The organism is Mesorhizobium sp. M0184 (genome assembly GCF_040322215.1).
Classification (GTDB): domain Bacteria; phylum Pseudomonadota; class Alphaproteobacteria; order Rhizobiales; family Rhizobiaceae; genus Mesorhizobium.
The window spans coordinates 74,967-99,783 of the sequence record NZ_JAMYSZ010000014.1 but is presented as its reverse complement, the minus strand read 5'-3'; the positions used below and the strand labels follow the sequence as shown (position 1 = coordinate 99,783).

General features: G+C 62.3%; 29 protein-coding genes and 1 tRNA gene. 20 read left to right on the top strand and 10 right to left on the bottom strand.

Going from position 1 to position 24,817, the window contains the following annotated elements; genetic code table 11:
* The 9 genes from ribD to NKJ23_RS18635 all read left to right on the top strand — a co-directional run bounded on the left by ribD (nucleotide 1) and on the right by NKJ23_RS18635 (nucleotide 8,086).
* Entirely contained in the window at nucleotides 1-1,131 is a 1,131-nt protein-coding gene (ribD, locus tag NKJ23_RS18675; protein ID WP_352681638.1) for a bifunctional diaminohydroxyphosphoribosylaminopyrimidine deaminase/5-amino-6-(5-phosphoribosylamino)uracil reductase RibD, read from the top strand.
* Nucleotides 1,132-1,161: 30 nt separating this feature from the next.
* Nucleotides 1,162-1,779, top strand: coding sequence for a riboflavin synthase (locus tag NKJ23_RS18670; RefSeq protein WP_352681636.1), 618 nt, complete (start codon nucleotides 1,162-1,164; stop codon nucleotides 1,777-1,779).
* Nucleotides 1,780-1,909: 130 nt separating this feature from the next.
* On the top strand, nucleotides 1,910-2,404 hold the full coding sequence (gene ribH / locus NKJ23_RS18665; protein ID WP_352449305.1) for a 6,7-dimethyl-8-ribityllumazine synthase: 495 nt from the start codon (nucleotides 1,910-1,912) through the stop codon (nucleotides 2,402-2,404).
* On the top strand, nucleotides 2,401-2,901 hold the full coding sequence (gene nusB / locus NKJ23_RS18660) for a transcription antitermination factor NusB (RefSeq protein WP_352449306.1): 501 nt from the start codon (nucleotides 2,401-2,403) through the stop codon (nucleotides 2,899-2,901). The genes ribH and nusB overlap by 4 nt, the downstream gene beginning before the upstream one ends.
* Entirely contained in the window at nucleotides 2,898-4,115 is a 1,218-nt protein-coding gene (locus NKJ23_RS18655) for an MFS transporter (RefSeq protein ID WP_352681634.1), read from the top strand. Before nusB ends, NKJ23_RS18655 begins: the two co-directional genes overlap by 4 nt.
* A 159-nt stretch (nucleotides 4,116-4,274) precedes the next feature.
* On the top strand, nucleotides 4,275-5,186 hold the full coding sequence (gene osmF, locus NKJ23_RS18650) for a glycine betaine ABC transporter substrate-binding protein OsmF (RefSeq protein ID WP_352681632.1): 912 nt from the start codon (nucleotides 4,275-4,277) through the stop codon (nucleotides 5,184-5,186).
* Between the two features lie 43 nt (nucleotides 5,187-5,229).
* Nucleotides 5,230-6,405, top strand: coding sequence for an ABC transporter permease (locus NKJ23_RS18645; RefSeq protein WP_352681630.1), 1,176 nt, complete (start codon nucleotides 5,230-5,232; stop codon nucleotides 6,403-6,405).
* Nucleotides 6,402-7,340 (top strand): ABC transporter ATP-binding protein, encoded by a 939-nt coding sequence (locus tag NKJ23_RS18640; protein ID WP_352681628.1) that lies wholly within the window; start codon nucleotides 6,402-6,404, stop codon nucleotides 7,338-7,340. The genes NKJ23_RS18645 and NKJ23_RS18640 overlap by 4 nt, the downstream gene beginning before the upstream one ends.
* Nucleotides 7,337-8,086 (top strand): ABC transporter permease, encoded by a 750-nt coding sequence (locus tag NKJ23_RS18635; protein ID WP_352681626.1) that lies wholly within the window; start codon nucleotides 7,337-7,339, stop codon nucleotides 8,084-8,086. The genes NKJ23_RS18640 and NKJ23_RS18635 overlap by 4 nt, the downstream gene beginning before the upstream one ends.
* Before the next feature lie 27 nt (nucleotides 8,087-8,113).
* Here the strand turns inward: NKJ23_RS18635 and NKJ23_RS18630 are convergent, their stop codons facing one another.
* Nucleotides 8,114-8,347 carry a hypothetical protein gene (locus NKJ23_RS18630; RefSeq protein WP_023674502.1) on the bottom strand — a complete coding sequence of 78 codons (234 nt, stop codon included), beginning with the start codon at nucleotides 8,345-8,347 and terminating at the stop codon, nucleotides 8,114-8,116.
* 79 nt (nucleotides 8,348-8,426) lie between these two features.
* Here NKJ23_RS18630 and NKJ23_RS18625 point away from each other — a divergent pair, with 79 nt between their 5' ends.
* Both NKJ23_RS18625 and NKJ23_RS18620 read left to right on the top strand, forming a co-directional pair.
* The gene (locus NKJ23_RS18625) at nucleotides 8,427-8,927 is read left to right on the top strand and encodes a DUF2165 family protein (protein WP_352681623.1); all 501 of its coding nucleotides are present in this window, start codon (nucleotides 8,427-8,429) and stop codon (nucleotides 8,925-8,927) included.
* Between the two features lie 254 nt (nucleotides 8,928-9,181).
* Complete coding sequence (locus tag NKJ23_RS18620; RefSeq protein ID WP_352681621.1) at nucleotides 9,182-11,323, top strand: sodium-translocating pyrophosphatase; 2,142 nt, start codon at nucleotides 9,182-9,184, stop codon at nucleotides 11,321-11,323.
* Nucleotides 11,324-11,447: 124 nt separating this feature from the next.
* On the opposite strand, the gene NKJ23_RS18615 is transcribed toward NKJ23_RS18620, so the two are convergent.
* Nucleotides 11,448-11,981, bottom strand: a complete 534-nt coding sequence (locus tag NKJ23_RS18615; RefSeq protein ID WP_023674505.1) for an outer membrane protein assembly factor BamE — start codon at nucleotides 11,979-11,981, stop codon at nucleotides 11,448-11,450.
* Between the two features lie 114 nt (nucleotides 11,982-12,095).
* Between NKJ23_RS18615 and NKJ23_RS18610 the strand changes: the two genes are divergently transcribed.
* The 7 genes from NKJ23_RS18610 (at nucleotide 12,096) to NKJ23_RS18580 (ending at nucleotide 17,030) form a co-directional block, all read left to right on the top strand.
* The gene (locus NKJ23_RS18610) at nucleotides 12,096-12,635 is read left to right on the top strand and encodes a ubiquinol-cytochrome C chaperone family protein (RefSeq protein WP_023674506.1); all 540 of its coding nucleotides are present in this window, start codon (nucleotides 12,096-12,098) and stop codon (nucleotides 12,633-12,635) included.
* Between the two features lie 40 nt (nucleotides 12,636-12,675).
* Nucleotides 12,676-13,224, top strand: a complete 549-nt coding sequence (locus NKJ23_RS18605) for a YceD family protein (protein ID WP_352681620.1) — start codon at nucleotides 12,676-12,678, stop codon at nucleotides 13,222-13,224.
* A 123-nt stretch (nucleotides 13,225-13,347) separates the two neighbouring features.
* Nucleotides 13,348-14,418, top strand: coding sequence for a phosphate acyltransferase PlsX (plsX, locus tag NKJ23_RS18600; protein ID WP_352681618.1), 1,071 nt, complete (start codon nucleotides 13,348-13,350; stop codon nucleotides 14,416-14,418).
* Between the two features lie 9 nt (nucleotides 14,419-14,427).
* Complete coding sequence (locus NKJ23_RS18595; RefSeq protein WP_023674509.1) at nucleotides 14,428-15,399, top strand: beta-ketoacyl-ACP synthase III; 972 nt, start codon at nucleotides 14,428-14,430, stop codon at nucleotides 15,397-15,399.
* Nucleotides 15,400-15,502: 103 nt separating this feature from the next.
* Nucleotides 15,503-15,826, top strand: a complete 324-nt coding sequence (locus tag NKJ23_RS18590) for an integration host factor subunit alpha (protein ID WP_352525270.1) — start codon at nucleotides 15,503-15,505, stop codon at nucleotides 15,824-15,826.
* Nucleotides 15,827-16,071: 245 nt separating this feature from the next.
* The gene (locus NKJ23_RS18585; RefSeq protein ID WP_023674511.1) at nucleotides 16,072-16,614 is read left to right on the top strand and encodes a MerR family transcriptional regulator; all 543 of its coding nucleotides are present in this window, start codon (nucleotides 16,072-16,074) and stop codon (nucleotides 16,612-16,614) included.
* Nucleotides 16,615-16,688: 74 nt separating this feature from the next.
* The gene (locus NKJ23_RS18580) at nucleotides 16,689-17,030 is read left to right on the top strand and encodes a hypothetical protein (RefSeq protein WP_352681616.1); all 342 of its coding nucleotides are present in this window, start codon (nucleotides 16,689-16,691) and stop codon (nucleotides 17,028-17,030) included.
* A 126-nt stretch (nucleotides 17,031-17,156) separates the two neighbouring features.
* On the opposite strand, the gene NKJ23_RS18575 is transcribed toward NKJ23_RS18580, so the two are convergent.
* On the bottom strand, nucleotides 17,157-17,348 hold the full coding sequence (locus NKJ23_RS18575; RefSeq protein WP_352681614.1) for a hypothetical protein: 192 nt from the start codon (nucleotides 17,346-17,348) through the stop codon (nucleotides 17,157-17,159).
* Between the two features lie 317 nt (nucleotides 17,349-17,665).
* Here NKJ23_RS18575 and NKJ23_RS18570 point away from each other — a divergent pair, with 317 nt between their 5' ends.
* Both NKJ23_RS18570 and NKJ23_RS18565 read left to right on the top strand, forming a co-directional pair.
* Nucleotides 17,666-17,944, top strand: a complete 279-nt coding sequence (locus NKJ23_RS18570) for a helix-turn-helix domain-containing protein (protein WP_352681612.1) — start codon at nucleotides 17,666-17,668, stop codon at nucleotides 17,942-17,944.
* A 119-nt stretch (nucleotides 17,945-18,063) separates the two neighbouring features.
* Entirely contained in the window at nucleotides 18,064-18,522 is a 459-nt protein-coding gene (locus NKJ23_RS18565) for a YbaK/EbsC family protein (protein WP_352681610.1), read from the top strand.
* A 38-nt stretch (nucleotides 18,523-18,560) separates the two neighbouring features.
* Here the strand turns inward: NKJ23_RS18565 and NKJ23_RS18560 are convergent, their stop codons facing one another.
* From NKJ23_RS18560 to NKJ23_RS18530, 7 genes are all read right to left on the bottom strand, one after another.
* On the bottom strand, nucleotides 18,561-18,755 hold the full coding sequence (locus NKJ23_RS18560) for a hypothetical protein (protein WP_023674517.1): 195 nt from the start codon (nucleotides 18,753-18,755) through the stop codon (nucleotides 18,561-18,563).
* A 148-nt stretch (nucleotides 18,756-18,903) separates the two neighbouring features.
* Nucleotides 18,904-19,137 (bottom strand): hypothetical protein, encoded by a 234-nt coding sequence (locus NKJ23_RS18555; protein ID WP_352449320.1) that lies wholly within the window; start codon nucleotides 19,135-19,137, stop codon nucleotides 18,904-18,906.
* Between the two features lie 788 nt (nucleotides 19,138-19,925).
* Nucleotides 19,926-20,002 (bottom strand) — tRNA-Pro (locus NKJ23_RS18550).
* A gap of 36 nt (nucleotides 20,003-20,038) precedes the next feature.
* Nucleotides 20,039-21,328 (bottom strand): O-antigen ligase family protein, encoded by a 1,290-nt coding sequence (locus NKJ23_RS18545; protein WP_352681608.1) that lies wholly within the window; start codon nucleotides 21,326-21,328, stop codon nucleotides 20,039-20,041.
* Nucleotides 21,325-22,860 carry an undecaprenyl-phosphate glucose phosphotransferase gene (locus tag NKJ23_RS18540; protein WP_352681606.1) on the bottom strand — a complete coding sequence of 512 codons (1,536 nt, stop codon included), beginning with the start codon at nucleotides 22,858-22,860 and terminating at the stop codon, nucleotides 21,325-21,327. The genes NKJ23_RS18545 and NKJ23_RS18540 overlap by 4 nt, the downstream gene beginning before the upstream one ends.
* Nucleotides 22,861-22,976: 116 nt before the next feature.
* A complete protein-coding gene (locus NKJ23_RS18535) occupies nucleotides 22,977-24,101 on the bottom strand; it encodes a glycosyltransferase family 4 protein (protein ID WP_352681604.1) in 1,125 nt (374 codons plus the stop codon).
* Between the two features lie 12 nt (nucleotides 24,102-24,113).
* Nucleotides 24,114-24,677 carry a polysaccharide biosynthesis/export family protein gene (locus NKJ23_RS18530; protein WP_352491882.1) on the bottom strand — a complete coding sequence of 188 codons (564 nt, stop codon included), beginning with the start codon at nucleotides 24,675-24,677 and terminating at the stop codon, nucleotides 24,114-24,116.
* Nucleotides 24,678-24,817: the final 140 nt, after the last annotated feature.

Below are 24,817 nucleotides of genomic sequence, written 5' to 3'. Positions count from 1 at the left end.
ATGGCAGGGTCCGAACGCAGCACGGCTGAGCAAGAGGTCCTCGATCGCCGCTATATGGCGGCAGCCCTCAGGCTGTCGCGCAAGAATGCCGGGCGGACCTCGACCAACCCTTCCGTCGGCACGCTGATCGTGCGCGATGACGGCGACGGGCCGATGATCGTCGGCAGCGGCGTCACCGCCGTCGGCGGCCGGCCGCATGCCGAGACCGAGGCTTTGGCAGAGGCCGGCGAACTGGCGCGCGGCGCCACCGCCTATGTAACGCTGGAGCCCTGCGCCCATCACGGCCGCACGCCGCCCTGCGCCAATGCGCTGGTCAGTGCCGGCGTGGCGCGTGTGGTCGGCGCTGCCAGCGATCCGGACCCGCGTGTTTCCGGCAAGGGCTATGCAATCTTGCGTGCCGCCGGCGTCGAAGTGGTGGAAAAAGTGTTGGCGGCCGAGGTCGCGGAGCAGATGGCCGGCTATTTAATTCGATCTCTGAAAAAACGCCCGGAAGTGATCCTGAAACTTGCGCTTTCGAGCGACAACAAGATCGGCGTGAAAGGCGAGGGACAGGTCTCCATCACCGGCGATATCGCCCGACGCGAAGTCTATCTGATGCGCGCCGAAGCCGATGGCATATTGATCGGCATCGGCACGGCACTGGAGGACGATCCGGCGCTGACGGTTCGGCTTCCGGGACTGGAGAGCCGTTCGCCGGCGCGCATCGTACTCGACCGCCAGATCAGGCTGCCGGAGACCTCGAAGCTGGTTTCCGGCGTCGACAGGGTGCCGCTCTATGTCGCTGCCTGCGCCGAGGCCGATCCGCACCGGCGGGCCGCGCTCGAACGCGCCGGCGTGCGCTTCATCGGCACTGAGACGTATGAAGGCGATATTGCGCTGCCGGAACTGCTCGAGGATCTGGCGGCACTCGGCATGGCCAGCGTGCTGATCGAGGGCGGCGCCAAGGTCGCCAAGGCCTTCCTCGCCGAACAAGTGGTCGACCGCATCGTGCTGTTTCACGGGCCGGATGCGATCGGCGAGGGCGGCATCGCATCGCCGATCGATGCCAACCATATCCCGCCGGGATTTCGCAAATTGCGCAACATGCGTTTCGGCGAAGATACATATGCCGAATGGATAAGAGACATCTAGGACCGAACTGATGTTCACTGGACCAAACTAATGTTCACTGGAATCGTCACCGATGTCGGCACCGTCGCTGCCGTGAAGCCGCTCAGGGAAGGCGTCGGTTTGCGTATCGACACCGCTTACGATCCGCAGACCATTGCCATCGGCGCCTCGATTTCCTGCGGCGGCGTCTGCCTGACGGTAACGGGATTGCCGGAAGACGGCGCCAACGCACGTTGGTTCGAGGTCGAGGCCTGGGAAGAGGCCCTCAGGCTGACGACCGCGATGGGCTGGAAATCCGGCACGCGCATCAACCTGGAGCGGGCGCTGAAGATCGGCGACGAGCTTGGCGGCCATATCGTTTCAGGCCATATCGACGGAATGGCCGAGATCGTGGGGCGCAAGGAGGAAGGCGACGCCGTTCGCTTCACCCTGAAAGCACCGCGCGACCTTGCCAAATTCATCGCCCCCAAGGGTTCCGTCGCGCTCGACGGCACTTCGCTCACCGTCAACAAGGTCGAGGGCACCCGCTTCGACGTGCTGTTGATCCACCATTCGCTGACCGTCACCACCTGGGGCGAGCGACAGGTCGGCGACCGCGTCAACCTCGAGATCGACACCATGGCCCGCTACGCGGCGCGACTGGTGGAGGCGGCTAAAGAGGGGCTTTGAGGCGCTCGTCCATAAAGCCCATTCCCTGATGCGACCGCCGCCGAGTTGGCCTTGAAAGTTCCTTCGGCAATCTTCCGCTTGCGATCAAACCGGCTTCGGCCTAAGTCACCGGCGATCCCCGGAGACATCTATGGCAGGCACATCCCAACACGGCAAAGCGTTCATCCGTCCGAAGAAGAAGGCCCACCTTCTTGTCATCGAGGCGCGCTTTCACGACGACCTTGCCGACGCGTTGCTCGAAGGCGCGACAAAGGCCCTCGAGGAAGCGGGCGCGACATACGATGTCGTCACTGTTCCGGGCTCGCTCGAAATCCCGGCGGTGATTTCCTTCGCGCTCGACGGTGCCTCCGAAGGCGGGACGAACTATGACGGCTTCGTCGCCCTCGGCACGGTGGTCCGCGGCGACACCTATCATTTCGATATCGTCGCCAATGAATCCAGCCGTGCCCTGATGGACCTGTCCGTGCAGGATGCGGTCTGCATCGGCAACGGCATCCTGACCACCGAAAACGACGAACAGGCCTGGACACGGGCCAGGCGTTCGGAAGGCGACAAGGGCGGCTTTGCGGCGCGTGCGGCGCTGACCATGATCGCTCTAAAGGAACAGCTGGGAGAGCGAACGTGAGCGAACCCGCTTCGCCCGGCCAGCCTGCGGTTCGCCATGCCAACAAGCGCGGTGCTGCCCGTCTGGCCGCCGTGCAGGCGCTCTACCAGATGGACGTCGCCGGCAGCGGTGTGTTTGAGATCACCGCCGAATACGAGGCGTTCAGGCTCGGCAAGGAAGTCGATGGCGCGCTCTATCGCGAAGCCGATGCGCAATGGTTTCGCGCCATTCTTGCCGGCGTTGTCGAGCACCAGAAGACCATCGATCCAGTCATCCGACAGGCGCTGACCGAGGACTGGCCTCTGTCGAGGCTCGATTCCACATTGCGCGCCATATTGCGCGCCGGCGTCTACGAGCTGATGCAGCGCGAGGACGTGCCGGTGGCGGTCATCGTCTCCGAATATGTCGACATCGCCAAGGCATTTTACGAGGAAGACGAGCCGAAACTGGTCAATGCGGTGCTTGATCGCGTGTCGCGCCGGGTGCGTGGCGAGGGCCGGGGCAAGGACGCCTCATGACTGCTGTCGTCGCCGTTGAGGCGGGCAAGGAAGCGCGTCGCACCGCCTTCATCCTCGCAGCCTCGCAGGCGATCATCGGCTCGGCCGCACCCATCGCCATTTCCATGGGCGGATTGGCCGGGCAGTACCTGCTCGACGCTGACAAGTCGCTGGCAACCGCGCCGATCACCGGCTTCAATGTCGGCGTGGCGCTCGGTTCCCTGCCGGCCGCGGCGATCATCCGCTGGCTCGGCCAGCGCGACGGCTTCATGACCGGCACGGCGGTGACAGCGCTTGGCGGGCTGGTCGCCACGCTGGCGCTGTTTCATGCCAGCTTCTGGCTGTTCGCTTTCGGCTTGGCCGTGATCGGGATCGGGGGCGCCTTCGTCCAGCAATTCCGCTTTGCCGCCGCCGACAATGCTCCGCCTGAATTCAAGGCGCGTGCCATCTCCTTCGTGCTGGCCGGCGGCATCGTCACCGCCATACTCGGGCCGCAGATCGTCATCTTCACCGGCGATCTGTTCTCGCCGGTGAAGTTTGCCGGCTCGTTTGCGTCCATCCTGGTGCTGGCGGCGGTCGGCGCCGCCATTCTCTCTTTGTTGCGCATCCCGGCCAAGGCAACCGACAAGGTGGAAATCGCCGACAGCGACGCCCGGCCGCTCTCGGAAATCGTCACCAGGCCGCGCTTCGTCGCAGCGCTGTTTTGCGCCGTCGGCAGCTACGCGCTGATGAGCTTCGTCATGACCGGCGCGCCGCTGGCCATGGTCGGCTGCGGCCTTTCGACCGACGACGCCACGCTCGGCATTTCCTGGCATGTGATGGCGATGTTCGCGCCGAGCTTCTTCACGGGGTCGCTGATCTATCGCTTCGGCGCGGAGCGGATCGTGGCCATCGGCCTGGTGCTGCTGATTGGCTGCGCCATAGTGGCGCTGTCAGGGTTGGCACTGTGGCAGTTCTGGACGGCGCTGATCCTGCTCGGCCTTGGCTGGAACTTCAGCTTCATCGGTGCCACCGCCATGGTGGCCGACAGCTACCAGTCATCCGAAAAAGGCAAGGTCCAGGGTTTTCACGATTTCGTCCTGTTCGGCTCCGTCGCCTTCGCCTCGCTGATGTCGGGGGCGGTCTACAATGCCTGGGGCTGGGAGATGTTGAACTGGATGATTTTCCCGGTCGTCGCGCTGTGCTTCGTGGCACTGGGCGTGTTGAAGATGACGGGTTTGCGCGCGGCCAACTGACGTCATGCTGTCGGGACGAGGCAACGGCGGAGTCACTCGCATCCGAACAAAATTATTGCGCCCATCCCCCTTCTTATGAAACCGTGTACCCCGACGGGGCATCGAAGCCATGCTCATATGCGGCAGCCGTATTCCGGTTCACAGCAAGGGATTTGTGAGATGTTTTCAATCAAGGTTCTGGCCGGCGCTGTACTAGCGCTCGGAATTGCGTTGGCCTCGGCGAGTGCCCAGGTGGTGGTGTCGTCGAAGATCGACACCGAGGGCGGCGTGCTCGGCAATATCATCCAACTGGTGCTGAACGCCAATAATATCCAGACCACCGACCGCATCCAACTCGGCGGCACACCTGTGGTGCGCAAGGCGATTACAGCCGGCGAGATCGACATCTATCCGGAATACACCGGCAACGCCGCCTTCTTCTTCGAGAAGGCCGACGATCCGGTGTGGAAAGACGCCGCCAAGGCCTACGAGACTGCCAAGAAGCTCGACTACGACGCCAACAAGATCGTCTGGCTGTCACCGTCACCGGCCAACAACACCTGGGCGATCGCCCTGCGCAAGGAGGTCGCCGATACCAATAAGCTCGTCACCCTTTCCGACTTCGGCAAATATGTCTCGGGCGGCGGCAAGGTGGTGCTGGCGGCCTCCGCCGAGTTCGTCAATTCGGCGGCCGCGCTGCCCGCTTTCCAGAAGACGTATGGCTTCACGCTGAAGCCGGACCAGTTGATCACGCTGTCCGGCGGCGACACGGCGGCCACCATTGCCGCCGCGGCCAACCAGACCAACGGCGCCAACGCCGCCATGGTCTATGGCACCGACGGCGGCATCGCGCCCTCCGGCCTCGTCGTGCTTGAGGACGACAAGGGTGTGCAGCCGGTCTACCAGCCGGCGCCGATCATCCGCGAGGCGGTGCTGAAGGAGCATCCCGAAATCGAGACGCTGCTGAAGCCGGTCTTCGCCAAGCTCGATCTCGTCACGCTGCAGGAGTTGAATGGCCGCGTGCAGGTTGGCGGCGAGCCGGTCAAGGGCGTCGCCGAGGACTTTTTGAAAAAGAACGGCTTCCTCAAGTAAGGCGATTCCGGCGCGCCGCTTTCGAGGTCCGCCGGATCGGCCGATGGGGGAGGGCGTGCGCATCCGGTTCGACAAGCTCGGCGTGGTCATCGCGGCGATATCAGCCTATGCGGCTTTTGCGGCACCATTCGCCACGTTCCGCGCCAATCGCATCGTACCCGGCGAGGCGCGCTCGATCCTCGAATCTTTGCCTGCGACGGTCGGTCCGCTGTTGATGGCGATTGTCGTCGCAGCGGCGCTCATTGCGCTGCTGAAAACGCCGCTTGTTCTGCGCCTCGCCGCCAGTGTGGTTGCGCTTGCGGCGCTGGCGCTGCTGATCGGCGTCGCCGGCAGTTTCCTGACGCCCGCCGGCAACACCTTCGCCCGCATCTCGCCGGCTTCGGGCTTCTGGCTGCTTATCTTCGCCTTCACGCTTCTGCTCGCCGACGTGCTTACGAGGCTGAACCTGTCGCCGCAGGCACGGATCGGCGTGCTTGTTGCCGCCGCAGCGGCGATCGGCCTGCTGCTGGTCTCGGGAAGCTGGAACAGCCTGTCGATCCTCAAGGAATATTTCAATCGCGCCGATAGTTTTTGGGCGGAAGGCTCCAAGCATGTGACGCTGGCGCTGGGTTCGCTGGCGGCTGCGGTGATTATCGGCCTGCCGCTCGGCATCCTCTGCCACCGCGTCGAGAAATTGCGGGCCGGTGTGCTCAACGTGCTGAATATCATCCAGACCATTCCTTCGATCGCGCTGTTCGGCCTCTTGATCGCACCGCTCGGCTGGGTCGCTTCGCATGTGCCGGGAGCTGCCGCGCTCGGTATTCGCGGCATCGGCACGGCGCCGGCTTTCGTCGCCCTGTTCCTCTATTCGCTGCTGCCGGTGGTGGCCAACACCGTGGTCGGCCTCGCCGGTGTGCCGCGTGCCGCCAACGACGCAGCGCGCGGCATGGGCATGACCGACCGCCAGCGGCTGTTCGGCGTCGAGTTTCCGCTGGCTTTCCCGGTGATCCTCACCGGCATCCGCATCGTGCTGGTGCAGAATATCGGCCTCGCCACAATTGCCGCGTTGATCGGCGGCGGCGGCTTTGGCGTGTTCGTATTCCAGGGGGTCGGCCAGACGGCGATGGACCTGGTGCTGCTCGGTGCTGTTCCCACGGTGGTGCTGGCCTTCGCCGCTGCCATCATCCTCGATGCAGTGATCGAAATGAGCGCCAGCAAGCGCAGGGTTGAAACGGCATGATCGAGATCGAAGGCATCAACAAGCGCTACGGCGAGACGACAGTCGTCGACGACGTGTCGATAGTAATCGAGCCGCGCAGCATCGCCGTCATCGTCGGCACCTCCGGCTCCGGCAAGACGACGCTGCTTCGCATGATCAACCGGCTGGTCGAGCCGACATCGGGCGTGATCAAGCTCGACGGCGTCGATAACCGCTCGGTCCCGGATTATGAGCTGCGTCGCAGCATCGGCTATGCCATCCAGGGCCACGGCCTGTTTCCGCATCGCACGGTGGCGCAGAACATCGCCACTGTGCCGGTATTGCTCGGCTGGGGCGCCAACCGCATCAAGGCCCGCGTCGACGAGCTGATGACGCTATACCAGCTCGACCCGCAAGCCTACGGGCCACGCTATCCGCATGAGCTTTCCGGCGGCCAGCAGCAACGCGTCGGCGTCGCCCGGGCGCTTGCCGCGGAACCCAACGTGCTGTTGATGGATGAGCCGTTCGGCGCGCTCGACCCGATCATCCGCAACAAGGCGCAGGAGGATCTGCTGGCGATCCAGAAACGCTTCGGCACCACCATCATCCTCGTCACCCATGACATGGAAGAGGCCGTTCACATGGGCGACAAGATCGCGGTGATGGATGGCGGCAAAGTAGTGCAATATGCCGCGCCGGCCGAGATACTGGCGAAACCGGCCAGCGCGTTTGTCGAGACCCTGGTTGGCGCCAGCGAAAAACCGTTCCGGCTGTTGTCGCTTGGCCGGGTGCGCGACGCGGTGGAAAAAGGCACGGCCGAAGGCGAGGCGATCCCCGGTGACGCCAGCCAACGCGACGCGTTGGCCGAACTCCTGTGGTCGGGCCGCCCGGCACTTCCGGTGAAAGATTCTGACGGCAAATCGCTTGGCCGCGTCACTGTGGACGGGCTGGTTAAGCGCGCGGCGAGGCCGGCATGAAAGCCTGGCTTCCGTCGCTGCTCAGGCTGGCCCTGGTGGTAGTGCTTATTGCCTTCGTCACCAATCCCGGCTGGTTCGAACCGCTGCTGAGGCCGCTGACAGAGAACAACGCGCCGGCAATCTACAATCAGGGCAGCCTTTTGACGTTGACGCTGCTGCATCTGCGGACCGTGCTGATCGCGACGGTTGCCGCGACGATCGTTGCGGTCGCGCTCGCCATTCTGGTCACAAGGCCAGCCGGCGCCGAATTCCTGCCGCTGTCGCGCAGCCTGGTCAATATCGGCCAAACGTTTCCGCCGGTGGCGGTGCTGGCGCTTGCCGTGCCGGCAGTCGGCTTCGGCGAAATGCCGACGCTGATTGCGCTGTTTCTCTACGGACTGCTGCCGATCTTTGAGAATGCGCTGACCGGCCTGACGACGCTGCCGGCCAACGTCGTCGAGGCGGCGCGTGGCGCCGGCATGACTGGCTGGCAAAGACTGATCAAGGTCGAGCTGCCGCTCAGCGCGCCGATCATTCTCGGTGGTATCCGGCTGTCGGTAGTGATCAGCCTCGCCACCGCGACCATCGGCTCGACGGTAGCGGCGAGGACACTGGGCGAGGTGATCATCGCAGGCCTGCTGTCGAACAACCTCGCCTTCATCCTGCAGGGTGGCCTGATCGTCGCCGCCCTTGCCGTGCTGATCTATGACGGGCTGTCGGCGGTCGAGCGCTATACCGCCCGGCGCATGGGACGCGAGCCCGAGTAGCGTCTCGGGGCGAAGTTCGCTCTTTTTTCAGTGGCCGGTCGACCGCGTCGGATGATCGAGCGTCAGTTCCAGCGTTGTGCCCGTCTCGCCGGTGATCCAGCGGCGGCGGATGATGGCGAAATCGTGCTGTGTGTCGGCTCTAACCACAGAGACCAAGTCGCCCACCGCGCAATCACTGTCGAGATCGAGGGCTTCGACAGTCTCGGCAATGTCTTGCTTGCCGGCATAATGTCTCGCAATGGCTGTGAGCACGATGATCACTGGCCCACCCGTTGCGCGATCTTCGGGACTCGGCGATTGATGAGTGCGATGCCCCGATCTTTCAGCAGGAGTTCTTGCCATGACCACGCGTTTCTCCAAGATCGTCATGTGTTTGTGTCTGGCGGCTTTCGCCTTCCTCGTCGCCTTCGGCAACATCACCGATTACGGCTCAAACTTCGCCTTTGTCCAGCATGTGCTGAGCATGGACACGACCTTTCCCGGCAATGCACTGATGTACCGCTCGATCACCAACCCGTCGCTGTGGACGGCTGGCTACTGGCTGATCATCATTGGCGAGGCGCTGACCTGCCTGCTTTACCTAATCGCCGCCTGGCAACTCTGGCAGGCGCGCAACGCCAGCGGACAGGCTTTCAACGATGCCAAGAAGTTCGCCATCATAGCCGCCACAATGGGTTTCCTTGTTTGGTATTTCGGCTTCATGGTCGTTGGCGGCGAGTGGTTCGCCATGTGGCAGTCTTCGATTTGGAATGGTCAGGAGGCGGCGTTCAAATTCTACATGACCATGCTGGTGGTGCTGGTCTTCGTCGTCCAGCCGGACGGCGACCCGCGTAAAGCCTGACCGCCGTTCGCCGATTTCAACCGATCTAACCGGATGGCAGTGTCGACAGGCGCACACTGCCGTCCAGCCTTTTGGACGAAACCCGGGATCTTTTGGGCGAAAGCCGGACAGGAACGGAACAATATCTTGACGTTCCGAGCCCTGTTTCGCATAAGCCGCTGCGAAGGGACGGATTCCGGTTGCGGAAAATTCGTCCCTGTCTCAACGGCCCGGGGAGGGGTTCTTTTGGGCCACCAATCGAGGAAAATTCGGCAATGACCATAATTTCAGCTGTCATCGCCTGCGGTCTGCTTTCAGTCCTTTACGCCATCTGGGCGACACGTTCGGTCCTCGCGGCCGATCAGGGCAATGCACGCATGCAGGAAATTTCCGCGGCCATCCGCGAAGGCGCGCAGGCCTATCTGGCGCGCCAGTACACCACTATCGCCATCGTCGGCGTCGTGGTCCTGCTGCTTGCCTGGTGGCTGCTTTCGATCACCGCCGCCATCGGCTTCCTGATCGGCGCCGTTCTATCGGGTGCCGCTGGCTTCATCGGCATGCACGTCTCCGTGCGCGCCAATGTGCGTACCGCGCAGGCGGCTTCCAACAGCCTCGCTGCCGGCCTCGAGATCGCCTTCAAGTCGGGCGCCATCACTGGCATGCTGGTTGCTGGCCTGGCCCTGCTCGGCGTCTCGATCTACTACCTGATCCTGACCCAGTTCATGGGTCTGCAGCCCGACGATCGCGTCGTCATCGACTCGCTTGTTTCGCTCGGCTTCGGCGCCTCGCTGATCTCGATCTTCGCCCGTCTCGGCGGCGGCATCTTCACCAAGGGCGCCGACGTCGGCGGCGATCTCGTCGGCAAGGTTGAAGCCGGCATTCCCGAAGATGATCCACGCAATCCGGCCACCATCGCCGACAATGTCGGCGACAATGTCGGCGATTGCGCCGGCATGGCCGCCGACCTGTTCGAGACTTATGCTGTGACCGTCGTCGCCACCATGGTCCTCGCCGCCATCTTCTTCGGTGGCACCGCCGTTCTCGGCGCGGCCATGCTCTATCCGCTGGCCATCTGCGGCGCCTGCATTCTCACCTCGATCGTCGGCACCTTCTTCGTCAAGCTCGGTTCCAGCGGCTCAATCATGGGCGCGCTCTACAAGGGCCTGATCGTCACCGGCCTGCTGTCAATTGTCGGCCTTGCCGTGGCCACCTCGGCATGCATCGGCTGGGGTGAGATCGGCACCGTCGCCGGCATGGCCATCACCGGCACGAACCTGTTCATCTGCGGTCTCGTCGGCCTTGCGGTGACCGGCCTCATCGTGGTGATCACCGAATATTATACCGGTACCAACAAGCGTCCGGTGAACTCCATCGCCCAAGCCTCCGTCACCGGTCACGGCACCAACGTCATCCAGGGCCTCGCGGTCTCGCTGGAAGCGACGGCGTTGCCGGCGATCGTCATCGTCGGCGGCATCATCTCGACATACCAGCTCGCCGGCCTCTACGGCACAGCGATCGCGGTGACGACGATGCTTGGCCTCGCCGGCATGATCGTCGCGCTCGATGCCTTCGGCCCGGTCACCGACAATGCCGGCGGCATTGCCGAAATGGCCGGCCTGCCCAAGGAAGTGCGCCAGTCAACCGACGCGCTCGACGCTGTCGGCAACACCACCAAGGCGGTAACCAAGGGCTACGCCATCGGTTCGGCCGGCCTCGGCGCGCTGGTGCTGTTCGCGGCCTACTCTAACGACCTGAAGTTTTTTGCCGCCAATGGCGACAAATACCCCTATTTCCAGGGCATGGGCGACGTCTCCTTCGACCTCTCCAATCCTTATGTCGTCGCCGGCCTGATCTTCGGCGGCCTGATCCCGTATCTGTTCGGCGGCATTGCCATGACCGCCGTCGGCCGCGCCGCGGGTGCTATCGTCCAGGAGGTGCGCAAGCAGTTCCGCGAGGATCCGGGCATCATGGCCGGCACCTCGAAGCCGAACTATGCGCGCGCCGTCGACCTTCTGACCAAGGCAGCGATCCGGGAGATGATCGTTCCATCATTGCTGCCGGTGCTGGCGCCGCTGGTGGTTTATTTCGGCGTCCTCCTGATCTCCGGTTCGAAGGCATCCGCCTTTGCCGCGCTCGGCGCCTCGCTGCTCGGCGTCATCGTCAACGGCCTGTTCGTTGCCATCTCGATGACCTCCGGCGGCGGCGCCTGGGACAACGCAAAGAAGTCGTTCGAAGACGGTTTCGTCGACAAGGACGGCCTCAAGCACCTCAAGGGCTCCGAAGCGCACAAGGCTTCGGTGACCGGCGACACGGTCGGCGATCCCTACAAGGATACTGCCGGCCCAGCGGTCAACCCGGCGATCAAGATCACCAACATCGTCGCGCTGCTGTTGCTGGCCGTTCTCGCGCACGGCTAAGCTCGGTCGCTATGGCCTTAAGACAAAAACCCGCGGGATCGCTCCCGCGGGTTTTTCATTGCCTGAGATATGCCGCTTACAGGGAAGCGAAAGGAACGGAAGGAAGCCGACACCCTCGGGTGGATCAGGTGCCGCCGAGCGTGCTGCCGCCGCTGGCGCCGGGAACACCAGGCGCCAGCTTGCTGGCGCCACTGATGATCTGGCTGAGGAAGTTCTGGTCCTTGCCGCCGGTCGGCGTGGTGCGCGAGATGAAGTCGAACACCTTGCCGTCCTTCAAGCCGTAATTGGCGATCTGGGTGACGCGCCCGTCATCGCCAAAATAGACCGCCAGCACATGCTGGTCGACCAGCCGCGGCTTGTCGAAGGCGACATAGCGCTTGCGCGTCTGAGAAATGTAATAAAAGGCCTCGTTATCGAAGGTCGCCTTCGTCGAGGGAGTGCCGAGCGCCAGCAGCACCTGTTCGCGGCTTGAGCCGACCGGCACCAGGTCGATCGCCTGCTGGTCGATGACGTAGCCTTGCGTCAGCGTCTCGCTCGGATTGAGATCGCCGATCATCTTGGACGAATTGCAGGCGGAAAGTGCCGCAGCGATCACCAGCAGCGAAACCGCACCGCCGGGCCTGGGCAGGAAAGTCGACTTGAATTTCAGCGCGCGCAACTACAACTCCATAAGCTGGCCGCAACTTGCGCTGGGCCGCAAAACCGGTAAACCAGCTTGCTTGCCGATGCAACAAGGCCACTTCAACAAACGGTCCCGGGAGACCACCCTCAAATGTTCCAGCGCCTCTTTGGCCGCGAACGACATGCCAACCGCGCCATCACCGAGGCGCTTTACGCACAAATCGTGGCGGCGGCGCGGCAAACGGTGTTTTATTCCGCCTGGAACGTGCCGGACACGCCGCTCGGCCGCTTCGAGATGCTGTCGTTGCACATGTTCCTGTTCCAGCACCGGTTGCGCGGCGAGGGCGGTGCTGCGGCAGAGGTTGCGCAGGTGCTGATCGACGAGTTCTTCATGGATGTCGAACATTCGTTGCGTGAATTGGGCATTGGCGACGTCGGCGTGCCGAAGCGAATGCGGAAACTGGCGAAGATGTTCTATGGCCGTACCGCCGCCTATGATGATGCGCTGCAACGAAATGACCATGATGCACTCGCCGCCGCCCTTGCCCGCAATGTCAGGCCGGATGCCGGCGCCTGGCCGCAAGCGTCGCAACTGGCACTCTATGCCGCCGATGCATCAAGGCAACTCGCGGAACAGCCGACCGAATCGATCGTTTCCGGAACGGTGGCATTTCCCGTGGCCAACGCTTGAGCGACGGCAGGCCGATGAAGGTGGCGAAGTGGAGGCGAAGATGAAACACCCTGATACCCACAGCCCAGTGTCATTCCTGGCAAATGTCGCCCGGCTGCCGCAAAAGGGGCTGCCGGTGGTGATCGATGCCGACGCTGGGCAGCGCGCCCTGCTGGCCGTCGAGCACGAGCTGCTTTCGGTCGAGAACTATCGCGCCGAACTCCTGGTCGAGCCCTGGAAGCGCAACGGGGTGAAAGTCAGCGGCCATGTCGAGGCCGATATAACGCAGGCCTGCATCGTCACCCTCGACCCGGTCGAGGCGCATATCGATGAGGCGGTCGAAGCGCTGTTCCTGCCGGAGCAATCCAAGCTCGGGCGGCAAGGTTTCGACGGCGGCGGTGAGATCCTGCTCGACGCCGAAGGCCCGGACAGCCCGGAAACCTTTTCCGGCGATGCGATCGACGTCGGGGCGCTTGCCGAGCAGTTCTTTGGCTTGGCGATCGATCCATATCCGCGCAAGCCGGGTGTATCGCTGGAGGCCGCCGGCGATGCCGAGCCTGTGGAGAATGAATTCCAGCAAAAGCTCAGATCTCTGTTGGGAAAATCCTGATAGCTGACCCAATTTGAGAAAAGTTGGTTGTGCGGCAGCCCAAAACCGTTATTTTCGCCGAACCTTCGCGAGCCCCGCACCTTGGCAAGCCCGCTGGCCAAGCAACCGTGAGATGAACACCGCGTGATCAGGATTTCCATCGATGCCATGGGCGGCGATCACGGGCCAAACGTGGTCATCCCGGCGCTCATGACTGTCGCCACCCGCCGTCCGGATATACGCTTCGTCATTTATGGGCGCGAAGAAGTGGTACGGCCCGAACTCGCCAAATTCCCCAAGCTGGCGGAAGTGAGCGAGTTCATCCACTGCGAGATCGCAGTGCGGATGGACGACAAGCCGAGCCAGGCGCTGCGCCATGGCCGCTGGAAGTCATCGATGTGGAAGGCCGTCGAGGCGGTCAAGGCAGGCACTGCCGACGCCTGCATCTCGGCCGGCAATACCGGCGCGCTGATGGCAATGTCCAGATTCTGCCTTCGCACCATGGCGACCATCGATCGCCCGGCAATCGCGGCGCTCTGGCCGACATTGCGCGGCGAGAGCGTGGTGCTGGACGTCGGCGCCACCATTGGCGCGGATGCGCATCAACTGGTTGATTTTGCCATTCTGGGCACCGGCATGGCGCGCTCGGTTTTCGGCATCGAACGGCCGAGCGTCGGCCTGCTCAATGTCGGCGTCGAGGAGATCAAGGGCCAGGAAGAGGTCAAGGAGGCGGGTCGTATGTTGCGCGAGGCCAACATGGCCTCGATGAACTACCATGGCTTTGTCGAGGGTGACGACATCGGCAAGGGCAGTGTCGACGTCGTCGTTACCGAAGGATTTGCCGGCAACATCGCGCTGAAGACGGCGGAAGGCACCGTCAGACAGATCGCCGGCTATCTACGCGCGGCGATGAACCGGACGCTGATGGCCAGGATCGGCTATATCTTCGCCAAGACCGCCTTCGATCGCCTGCGCGAGAAGATGGATGTCGGTCGCTCCAATGGCGGCGTCTTCCTCGGATTGAACGGCATCGTGGTGAAAAGCCATGGCGGGGCTGATTCGGATGGCTTCGCGGCGGCGATCGAGCTTGGCTACGATATGGTGCGCAACAATCTGCTTGACCGCATCGAAGCCGATCTCGACCTGTTCCATGCCCGCAATCCGAATGCCCAGACAATCCGGAAATCCGACGTCGTCATCGACGCAAAGGAATAGGAAAGAGCATTGATCAGATCAGTCGTGCGCGGCACGGGCGCCGCGCTGCCCCGCCGCATTATGAAGAATGCCGATTTCGAAGGCATGGTCGAGACGTCGGACGAGTGGATCGTCCAGCGCACCGGCATTCGCCAGCGCCACATTGCGGCCGACGACGAGACGACGGCCTCGCTGGGCGAGGCGGCAGCGCGCGCAGCCCTCGACAGCGCCGGCCTGACGGCTGACGACATCGACCTGATCGTGCTGGCGACCTCGACGCCCAACAACACCTTTCCCGCGACCGCGGTCGAGATCCAGAACCGGCTCGGCATGCACCACGGTTTTGCCTTCGACCTGCAGGCGGTCTGCTCCGGCTTCGTCTATGCAGTGACGACCGCCGACCTCTATATCCGCGGCGGCTTGGCCAGACGGGTACTGGTGATCGGCTCGGAAACGTTTTCGCGTATTCTCGACTGGAACGACCGCTCGACCTGCGTTTTGTTCGGCGACGGCGCCGGCGCGATGGTGCTGGAAGCAGGCACGGGGGCAGGCGGCATCGCCGACCGAGGCGTTCTGGCGGCCAGCCTGCGCTCCGACGGCATCCACAAGGACAAGCTTTTCGTCGACGGTGGGCCGTCGACCACCGGAACCGTCGGGCACCTCAGGATGGAAGGCCGCGAAGTGTTCAAGCATGCGGTCGGCATGATCACCGACGTCATCGAGGCGACGTTCGCACAGGCCGGCATCGGCGCCGCCGATCTCGACTGGTTCGTGCCGCATCAAGCCAATAAACGAATTATTGACGCTTCGGCCAAAAAGCTCGGGATAGAGGAGCGGAAGGTGGTGGTGACCGTCGATTTGCACGGTAATACCTCGGCGGCTTCCGTGCCGCTGGCACTGTCCGCAGCCGTCGCCGACGGTCGCATCAAAAAGGGTGACCTGGTACTGCTCGAGGCGATGGGCGGCGGCTTCACCTGGGGTGCCGTCCTGCTCCGCTGGTAAGTGCCGAACTATCGGGTTCGGGTCCTTGACCTTGACGGATCAATTACTTAGGTTCTGCCGTTGCTTGTATGATTTATGTTTTTGAGCTGATGGGACGGTTCGTATGGGGGGAAAGACACTTACGCGCGCCGACCTCGCCGAAGCCGTTTACCGCAAGGTTGGGCTGTCACGTACTGAATCGGCCGAGCTTGTCGAGGCGGTGCTGAATGAGATCTGCGAGGCGATCGTTCGCGGCGAGACGGTGAAGCTGTCGTCCTTCGCGACCTTCCACGTCCGCTCCAAGAACGAGCGCATCGGGCGCAATCCCAAGACCGGTGAGGAAGTGCCGATCCTGCCGCGCCGGGTGATGACCTTCAAGTCGTCGAACGTGCTGAAGAACCGTATCCTGCGCTCCCATCAAACTAGCAAAGCCAAGGGCAGCAAGTAGCCGTCCAATCCCCCTTTGCCAAGAATCATGCTCCAGGCTTCGGTTGAAAAGCGAACCCTGCTTTTGCGCCGGGCTTGAATATTGTTTCATAAACCGCTGAAATAAGATGCGATTCGGTACGCCGGATCGGTATTTGGGTGTGATCCGTTCCGGCGGGACGGAAAGCTGCTCTCCTTGTTAAGTGTGATGTCGCCCGAACCCGGTTCCCGCCTTTCGCGATCATGCTCTAGCGTGAGGATTCGCCCATGGACAAGAGCCCTGATGCTTTCCGCACCATCAGCGAGGTCGCGGAGGATCTGGATTTGCCGCAGCACGTGCTGCGCTTCTGGGAGACGCGTTTCAACCAGATCAAGCCGATGAAGCGCGGCGGCGGCCGCCGCTACTACCGTCCGCAGGACGTAGAACTGATCAAGGGTATTCGTCATATGCTCTACGACCAGGGCTATACGATCAAGGGCGTGCAGAAGCTGTTGCGCGAGAACGGCAACCAGTTTCTGATCGCCGTCGGCAGTGGCGACATGGCAGCGGTCGAGGCGATCTCGCAGCGCCGACAGGCCGACACGGTACCGCTGACGCAAGCGGCGCAGCCGCGCGGCCCGGACGACGAAATGCTGGTTGGCCAGCCGAGGGTGAAACCCAGCCGTCGTTTTTTCGGTATAGGCAAGACCGACGAGGAAGGTCCGGTTCCGCCGGACACGTCAAAACTTTCCCGTGACAATCGCGCATTGCTGCAGGAGGCGCTGTTCGACCTCCTGGAATGCAAGCGCCTGCTCGATCAGGTTCGCTAGAGCCCGCCGGGCTGACCGGAACGGTCTTCAGGGTCATGCGTTAGGCTTCCTTCTACAGATGAAGGAAGCACGTCATGGCATCGCTTTCGAGCATCTCCGACACCGATCTGAACAAGCAGGTCGCGGCCTTGGCCAGGGAACTGGCCACCTTGAAGAAAGCCGTGTTGAAGCAGGGCGGCGCCTTTTACGAAGACGGGCGCGATACCGCGTCGGATTATTATTCGGATATCACTGAGCGCCTCGGCGACGCCTTGCCGGCAATCAGAAGGCAAGGCCGGGCGATCGAGAAGACCGCCCGAGATCACCCGGCGACGGCGGCCGCTGTCGGGCTGGTTCTGGTCGGGCTCGTCGCCAGTCTGTTCCTCGGCGGCCGGCAGCAACAAGCACCGCGAGCGCGTTCAAGATCGGCACGTTGAGATAAGCAAATGGCGGTGGTCAGCGGACCGCCGCCATTTTTCGCCGACACGGAAAGCCCGGCAAGCGCGCCGCCCTTGATCAAGCACCAGAACGCCTGATTGCGGGTTGTTCGCCCGAGGGTGTTTTCAGTACTTCTTCGCGACAACCTTCTTGTGATGGTGGCGGTAGTGGTGGGCGCGGTGATGGTAGTGATGGCGGTGATGCTTCTTGACGGTGGTGTGCATCGTCGTTGCATTCGCGCTGCTTGCGCCGATGATCGGCATCGAGAGGGCAAGTGCGATTGCAAGTCCAAGGGCGGAGAGAAGAGGCTTCTTCATGACATCGTTTCCTTTTTGCGCAGGCGGAATTTGAGCGTCACTGATTCAGGTCGGTGACTCGAGCGCTGCGGTTGGGACTATCGCCTTGGAGTTTTTCGGCAGTTTTTCCGGCCTGTAGAATTTTGTTTCCGAAGTGTGTCTGCTGACGATCCGGCCAGATGTCGGCGCGCCGGCATCCGCCATTCATTCCGGCGTCGGTTCACGATGCCGTGACGCTATCTTTGATGCTTGGCAAATCACCGGCGAGCGGGCATTCTCCCGATCGTCTCAGGCAACAACATGATTTGATCTAACTCTTTCATCCCACGGAGTTGCCAATGCCCCAAATAGCAAAACGCGAACCTTACTCCGAACTGGCGGCGAGCGCGGTTACGCCTGAACGCAGTGCCGTCCGAACCGCCCGGGAAGCCCGTGGATACAGCATCGAAGAGCTGTCCCTGGCGTGCGGGCTGGCAGCCTATGAGATTGCCGACATTGAAAGCGGCAAGGATGCCGATCCCTCGAAACGTCGGCGTATTGCCTCCGCGCTTCAACTTCCGGAAACCGCTCTGTTTGACGAAGCCGTGTTGCCTGCCAAAAGGCGATCCGTGTCGTAGCGACCTGCCATGCTTTTATTCCACGAGCTCGCCATGGGTTGCCCTGGCGGGCTTCGTTTTTTCGGCCACGTAGTGGACTTGCCGGCCGCCACGGCGACGCCAGACGGAAATTGCTGGAGATGAGCCTCGAATCCGTTCGCGCCTTTTTCGCCGCACACGCGCCCGACATTGAAGTCATCGTCACGGAGGCAAGCTCGGCGACGGTGCCTCTGGCCGCCGAAGCGCATGGCGTAGCGCCGGCGCAGATTGCCAAGACGATCTGCTTGCGCGCCGGCGACCAGACGATGCTGATCGTGGCCAGCGGGATCTCCAGGCTGGACAATCGCAAATTCAAGGACCGGTTTGGTGGCAAGGCGCGAATGCTGGACGCCGAGCAGGTGCTCGCCGCGACCGATCATCCCGTCGGTGGGGTGTGCCCGTTCGGCCTACCGGCGCCGCTCCCGGTCTACTGCGACATCTCGCTGCGCGCCTTTGACGAGGTCGTCCCGGCGGCAGGCGCGACGAATGCCGCCGTACGGCTCAGCCCGCAACGCCTGGCCGACCTCGTCGACGCCGAGTGGGTGGATGTGTGCCAGTAGCCATTTATCCGGGTCGTGGGATCCGCTGAGCGTTACCGCTACTCGGTCTTCTGTGGCTCTTCTTTCTTGATCGTCTGAGCGTCCGTGACAGTCGACATATCGGCCTTCTCGACGCTTGCTGTCTTCGTCTGCGTGTCGACCGATGCCTGGACCTTGGAATGCGCGGGGCAATCTGCAGAGGCAGCTGATATGGACATGGTCAGTGCCGCGGCTATTGCGAGGAATGTCTTCATGATCATTCTCCTCTTTCGTTCGATGGGTAAAGTTAGCCCGCCTGGCACCGACCGCAAAATCACATTTGTTCACAACGCGCTCCTGCGCACACGGAAGCCGACGCTGGGCCAGTAATTCAAATGGTTGCGCGGATAGCCGCTTGCCGTATCAAAGCCCACTGGCTCCGGCCGGAGGATTTTTGGCGTTAAAGATCTCGCCGCTCAGAGCCAGTCTCAAATCTTCGGCGCTGAGCTGACCACTTTCAAATAAATCCATCACCCTGCGGCCGAGCAGTTCTCTGCCTGGATCTCCATCAGCGAGGCCTAGTTCACGGCATCGGGCATCGAGTGCCTTGGTCAACATGGTCAGATCGGCAGGACAGGCAACCCCTTGAAGCGACATTGCATCTCTCCCGGAAAGGGCGAAAGCGCGTGGCATCTTCGAAGCGTCCGCTCGCCCTTACAACTGCGGACGACGGCAATTCAACTACAGCCAACCTTTTTCGAACTCAACATTCAAACGTACCAAAACGCCGCGCGCTCCAATGGGAGGATCCTGCTACAATACGGTATGGCCGTCCGAATAGCGGTTGTCCTCGCGCTTCTTTTCGCCTTCGCCTACGGTTTCGCAAAACTCGCGGAACATTATCGCAGCGTTGGCGACAGGCCCTCTCCGTGTGAAGAATTGCCCTATCCTGATTGTCCTGACCAAAAAGCTCCTCCCCGGGAAGAAACTGAGCCTTGAGCGCGCGCCTGCTCAGGCCGGGCCAGCCGTCGGGATTGAATTAGTTCTTTCCAACCGACGGTTGGTGGACGCATTGCAGCTGATGCGCCTAGGGTTCACTACGATCCGCGCGCACCGGGCATGCCCAAACCCCCGAGTCACCCCTGCCTGATGCAAGGCGCCTGATCGAGTCCCGCCGTTCTGGCATGTGCGGCGGGACCTTTTCTTATTGACGCTGGAATACGGGCTCACGATAAAGGTTGGCGTACGCAGCAAAGCTTACTAGCCATTACCGCGCGGTTTCTCGGTGGGCTTCTGGCTAGACGCCAGCCTCCGTGCCTGGCGCACGAGTGATGCGTGATCGATTCTTCGATGAGATCACGCCTGCGTATGTCGCGCTGGCTGCAGTGCGGCTATTGTCTGTACAGCCAGTTTGGGGGAAAACTGGCTAAGCCTTTGGATTTTAATGGTCGGAGTGGCCGGATTCGAACCGACGACCCCTTGACCCCCAGTCAAGTGCGCTACCGGGCTGCGCTACACTCCGGACCGGTCGCGATGTATCGTGATAGACTGGGTCCGGTCAACCGAATTCGGTTGCTGTCCTGCCTGAAGCAACCGCGACGGGGATTGCCGGTCGCTGCGCCGCCCGCAGCTGCCACTGGTGGCGGTATTCGAGCGCGATGGCACCCCAGATCAAGCCAAGCAGCAGGTAGACATGGCGCCAGTGGTCGATGTCGATGAAGGTGCCGAGCCCGATATTGCCGATGAAGGCGACGTAGGCGCATAGAAGATAAGGCTGCCACGGCCGGTCGCGCAGCAGAATGCGGAAGCCGGCGGCGATCGTCCAGCACGTCAGCGTCAGGAACGACACGAAGCCGAGCCAGCCGTAATCCATCAGCATCTTCAGCCAGATGTCGTGCGTGTCCTCGCCGAACATCTTGCCGAAGACGAGCGGGCCGATGCCGAACGGATGCTCCAGTGCCATCTGAAAGCCGATCGTATAGCGGGCGAAGCGGCCGAGCCGGGCGGTGTCGTAGCTTTGTTCGAGCTGTGCGCGGTTCGAGAACATCTCGGCGACGCCTGGCAGTTGCAGGATGACGATCATTGCGATGACCAGCAGTCCGACGGCGGCGATGGTCATGACGACGACGCGCAGCTTGAACTTGCCGCTGGCGCTCTGCAGGAACAAGGCACCGGTCAGCAGGATCGCCGAAACGGCGAACATGCCCCAGGCGCCGCGCGAAAAGGAAAAGAAGATGCCGGCGGTGATTATCAGCAACGGCACCGCCAATAGCGGCATGCGTGCGACCGAGCCGGTAAGCAGCAGGTAGAGCAGGTAGATGCCGGGCAGCACCAGGAAAGGCCCGAACACGTTCGGGTCCTGGAAGGCGCCGGCGGCACGGTCGTATTTGGTGAAGATCTCCGCTCCTGGAAAGGCATGGAAATAGCCGGCTATGCCGACCAGCGAAGTCAGCACTGCCGACACCACATAGGCGACGAAGATCACCCGGTAGAGACTGGGCTGGACGGCCGTTACCGAAGCGAAAAAAACCGCGGTTAAGGCCAGGAACAGCGAGACGGCGAGATAGAGCGGCGTGCCGGCGAGGTCCGACATCTGCGTCATCGAGATCATACCGCCGATGTTCATGATAACCAGCAGCACCAGAAGTGGCACCGCCGCGCGCTGTATACGCATGCCGAACAAGGGCCACACCACGATCAGCCCGATCATGTAGAGATCGTACGGTGCGGGCTCGGCAATGACGAAACCGGACAGGAAAACGCCGAGGAAAACCGCCCCCGACGCAATCAGTGCAATCAGCTTGGCGTTGACCGCCGCAGCCGGCAATTCATTGGCCGTCGCGATCAATACGCGTTTTCCGTATTGAGCAGGCGGATCGGCGTCAGGAACAGGATTCTGAGGTCGAACAAGAGCGACCAGTTCTCGATGTAATAGAGGTCGTATTCCGTCCGCATGCGAATCTTCTCGTTGGTGTCCATCTCGCCGCGCCAGCCATTGATCTGCGCCCAGCCGGTCACACCGGGTTTGACCTTGTGGCGAGCGAAATAGCCGTCGACCACTTCATTGTAGAGGAGGTTGTGCGACTGCGCGGCAATGGCGTGCGGGCGCGGCCCGACCAGCGACAGCGAACCGAACAGCGAATTGAAGAACTGCGGCAGTTCGTCGACCGAGGTCTTGCGGATGAAGCGGCCGACGCGGGTGACGCGCGGATCGTTCTTGGTCACGGTCTGTTTGGCCGTCGGGTCCGCCTTGTCGGTATACATCGAACGGAACTTGTAGACGTCGATGATCTCGTTGTTGAAGCCGTGCCGCTTCTGATGGAACAGCACCGGCCCCTTGCTGTCGAGTTTGATCGCGATTGCGGTCGCCAGCATCACCGGCGAGAACACGATGATACCGATGATCGAAAAGGCGATGTCGAAGGCGCGTTTCGCGACCGAATCCCAGTCGTTGATAGGCTTGTCGAAGATATCGAGCATCGGCACCGAGCCGATGTAGGAATAGGCGCGCGGCCTGAACTGCAGCGCATTCGAATGCGCCGACAGCCGGATGTCGACCGGCAGCACCCACAGCTTCTTCAATAACTGCAGCACGCGCGATTCGGCGGTCAGCGGCAGCGATACGATCAGCATGTCGATGCGCGCGATGCGGGCAAATTCGATGAGTTCGGAAATCGTGCCGAGCTTGGGATAGCCGGCGACAACCGGCGGTGAACGCTTGTCACCACGGTCGTCGAAGATGCCGCAGATGCGGATGTCGTTGTAGGGCTGCCTTTCGACCGAGCGGATCAATACCTCCGCCGCCTTGCCGCCGCCGACGATGACGGCGCGGCGCTCCATCCGCCCGTCGCGCGCCCAGCGCCGGATCAGCTTCGACATCACCAGGCGGAGCCCCAGGATCAACACGAAACCAACGACGAACCACGTGCCGAAGAGCAGGCGCGAATAGTCTTCCGACATTTTCATGGTGAAGGCGGTGAGCGCCATCAAGGCGAATGTTCCGGCCCAGACCAGCAGGAGACGGCCGAAATTGGCGATCGGCCGCATCAGCGCGACGATCTGGTAGCGGTCGGTGACGTCGAACAGAACGACCGCGAGGAACGAGGTGGCGGCGATCGTCAGTGAGTATTGCCAGGCAAGATAGTTGAAAAAGCCGACATAATAGAAATAGACGGCAAGACCTGACACCAACAGCAGCGCGAATTCCACCATGCGCAGGACGCCGCTCACCATGATCGGCGACATCGTATCGCGGCGGTATTGCGAGGCGACCTGGCGGGCAACATCGTTCATGCCGCCGGCTGTATTGTTCTCGGCAGGGGCGTCGAATTTGCGCACCGCGTCTAGCGAAAAACGGCGCGCTGGGTCGATTTCGTTCATGGGGCGTCCGCAGGTTTCCCTCAGGTGAATAGCAAAAGAGAGCTAAGAAACCCTTGAAACAACAGATGGCTTTGGAGACGCTTTCACCAGGAGCAGCCCGGTGGAAACCCGTTGCTCTATTTTTTGAGCGCGGCGAAATAGGCCTTTTCGATTTCGGCGGCCATTACATCGGCGCCGAAGCGTGCCTTGAGGTCGGCGAGGCCGGGCATCAGGCCTTTGTAGGTGTCGAGATCGGCCAATGCGGCGCTTATCTTGTCGCCAAGTTCGCGCGGGTCGGGCCGGATCAGGGCAGGCGAGCCGGTGTCGAAGATTTCCGGTATGCCGCCGACTGACGTCGCGATGATCGGCTTGCCGGCGGCGAGCGCTTCCAGAACGATATAGGGCATGGCTTCCGCGCGCGAGGGAACGACGACCAGTTCGGCCAGCGTGAAGGCGAGCCTGGCCGGCATCGGCGCCAGGAAGCCGACGTCCAGGCCGCGCTGATTCACCTGGGCGCGATAGCGCGGCAGGTCGTCGCCGTCGCCGACCATCAGCGCCTTCAATGGGCGGCCGAGCCGTGTCGCGGCTAGCCCCAGTGCATCGATGAAGATGTCCGGGCCTTTGAGGTCTCGCATCATGCCGACATAGAGGAGGTCAACCGCATTGTGCTCGGTCCGCACCGGCTCGAACTCGGCGGCGCGCAGGCCGTTGTGGACGAGAGCGTTCGGAATGGGCGGCTCGCCGACCTTCCTGCGATAAGTCCGTCGCTCATAATCGGAAACAAACAGCAGGCAATCGGTGAAGCGAGCCATGAAGCGCTCGAGCGCGAAGAACAGCTTCCCCATGGCGGTGGTCTCGTCATAGTGAAGCGAGCCGCCATGCGGCGAATAAAGGCGGGCTACGCGAGACCTGGATACCCGCAACAATGAGCCGAACAGACGGGCATAGGCGCCACCTTTGGCGCCATGCCCGTGCAGCACGTCCGGCCGCAATTCTTTTATGATCCTATAGGTGCGCCGGGCCGAGGCGAGATCGCCTGGCCCGACATGCCGCTGCATCGGGGTGCGGTGAATGCCGAGCGCCAGGCTGCCTTTCATCTGTTCGAACAGCCGTTCCTCGAAATCGCCGCCCGTCGTCGAATCGCAGACGATGCCGACGGCATGGCCGGCGGCGACCTGAGCCTCGGTCAGGTCGCGCACATGCCGGAAGATGCCTCCGACCGGTGAGCGAAAGCAGTGGACGATCCTGAGTGTGTCCGCCACTTTGTCAGCACATCAAAACAGGCGTTCGCGAACATAGACTGTATCGCCGGGCAGTAGCGGGTCGGAGGTCACCACGCGTCCGGTTATCACCTTGCCGTTGATGTCGCGGGTAATGTCGACGCTTTCCTGGTTGGCGCGTGGCGTGAACCCGCCGGCGATGGCGACGGCCTTCTGCACGGTCAGGCCCGGGACGTAGGAATACTGGCCCGCCGCGCTCACTTCACCCATGACGAAGATCGGCCGGTAGCGATCGATTTCGACCGAAACATCGGGATCCCGCAAATAACCCTGGCGCAGTTTCTCGGCGATCTCGCTTTCAAGTTGTTGGGCGGTGTGGCCGCGCGCCGGCACGTTGCCGACGAGCGGCAGCGAGAGATAGCCGGACTGGTCGACGCTGTAGGTATTGGTCAGTCCTTCCTGCTCGAACACGGTTACGCGGACGCGGTCGCCGGCGCCGAGGCGATAGGGCTGGTCGAGAACTTCATGGAATGCGGCCGGCGTCGGCCGGTAGCTGGAGCAGCCCGAAAGCATCGATACGGCAAGCAGCGCGCGGAAAAGGGGAGCAGTGCTTTTCATGAGCGGACACGTACCTTTGAATAGCCGGCGACTCTGCGGCAAACCTTAACGATCGAGCTCGGTTATCATCCTGTTAGGGTTAATGGCCGGTAAAGGCGCGCGGCCGATGCGGGCCGGATCGACAAATGCAGATGGTTTTC

What these genes read in the sequence shown, in the direction of transcription:
- ribD (WP_352681638.1), top strand. Translation starts at nt 1, where the DNA reads ATGGCAGGGTCCGAACGCAGCACGGCTGAGCAAGAGGTCCTCGATCGC.
- NKJ23_RS18670 (WP_352681636.1), top strand. Translation starts at nt 1,162, where the DNA reads ATGTTCACTGGAATCGTCACCGATGTCGGCACCGTCGCTGCCGTGAAG.
- ribH (WP_352449305.1), top strand. Translation starts at nt 1,910, where the DNA reads ATGGCAGGCACATCCCAACACGGCAAAGCGTTCATCCGTCCGAAGAAG.
- NKJ23_RS18655 (WP_352681634.1), top strand. Translation starts at nt 2,898, where the DNA reads ATGACTGCTGTCGTCGCCGTTGAGGCGGGCAAGGAAGCGCGTCGCACC.
- osmF (WP_352681632.1), top strand. Translation starts at nt 4,275, where the DNA reads ATGTTTTCAATCAAGGTTCTGGCCGGCGCTGTACTAGCGCTCGGAATT.
- NKJ23_RS18645 (WP_352681630.1), top strand. Translation starts at nt 5,230, where the DNA reads ATGGGGGAGGGCGTGCGCATCCGGTTCGACAAGCTCGGCGTGGTCATC.
- NKJ23_RS18640 (WP_352681628.1), top strand. Translation starts at nt 6,402, where the DNA reads ATGATCGAGATCGAAGGCATCAACAAGCGCTACGGCGAGACGACAGTC.
- NKJ23_RS18635 (WP_352681626.1), top strand. Translation starts at nt 7,337, where the DNA reads ATGAAAGCCTGGCTTCCGTCGCTGCTCAGGCTGGCCCTGGTGGTAGTG.
- NKJ23_RS18625 (WP_352681623.1), top strand. Translation starts at nt 8,427, where the DNA reads ATGACCACGCGTTTCTCCAAGATCGTCATGTGTTTGTGTCTGGCGGCT.
- NKJ23_RS18620 (WP_352681621.1), top strand. Translation starts at nt 9,182, where the DNA reads ATGACCATAATTTCAGCTGTCATCGCCTGCGGTCTGCTTTCAGTCCTT.
- NKJ23_RS18610 (WP_023674506.1), top strand. Translation starts at nt 12,096, where the DNA reads ATGTTCCAGCGCCTCTTTGGCCGCGAACGACATGCCAACCGCGCCATC.
- NKJ23_RS18605 (WP_352681620.1), top strand. Translation starts at nt 12,676, where the DNA reads ATGAAACACCCTGATACCCACAGCCCAGTGTCATTCCTGGCAAATGTC.
- NKJ23_RS18590 (WP_352525270.1), top strand. Translation starts at nt 15,503, where the DNA reads ATGGGGGGAAAGACACTTACGCGCGCCGACCTCGCCGAAGCCGTTTAC.
- NKJ23_RS18585 (WP_023674511.1), top strand. Translation starts at nt 16,072, where the DNA reads ATGGACAAGAGCCCTGATGCTTTCCGCACCATCAGCGAGGTCGCGGAG.
- NKJ23_RS18580 (WP_352681616.1), top strand. Translation starts at nt 16,689, where the DNA reads ATGGCATCGCTTTCGAGCATCTCCGACACCGATCTGAACAAGCAGGTC.
- NKJ23_RS18575 (WP_352681614.1), bottom strand. Translation starts at nt 17,348, where the DNA reads ATGAAGAAGCCTCTTCTCTCCGCCCTTGGACTTGCAATCGCACTTGCC.
- NKJ23_RS18570 (WP_352681612.1), top strand. Translation starts at nt 17,666, where the DNA reads ATGCCCCAAATAGCAAAACGCGAACCTTACTCCGAACTGGCGGCGAGC.
- NKJ23_RS18565 (WP_352681610.1), top strand. Translation starts at nt 18,064, where the DNA reads ATGAGCCTCGAATCCGTTCGCGCCTTTTTCGCCGCACACGCGCCCGAC.
- NKJ23_RS18560 (WP_023674517.1), bottom strand. Translation starts at nt 18,755, where the DNA reads ATGAAGACATTCCTCGCAATAGCCGCGGCACTGACCATGTCCATATCA.
- NKJ23_RS18555 (WP_352449320.1), bottom strand. Translation starts at nt 19,137, where the DNA reads ATGTCGCTTCAAGGGGTTGCCTGTCCTGCCGATCTGACCATGTTGACC.
- NKJ23_RS18540 (WP_352681606.1), bottom strand. Translation starts at nt 22,860, where the DNA reads ATGAACGAAATCGACCCAGCGCGCCGTTTTTCGCTAGACGCGGTGCGC.
- NKJ23_RS18530 (WP_352491882.1), bottom strand. Translation starts at nt 24,677, where the DNA reads ATGAAAAGCACTGCTCCCCTTTTCCGCGCGCTGCTTGCCGTATCGATG.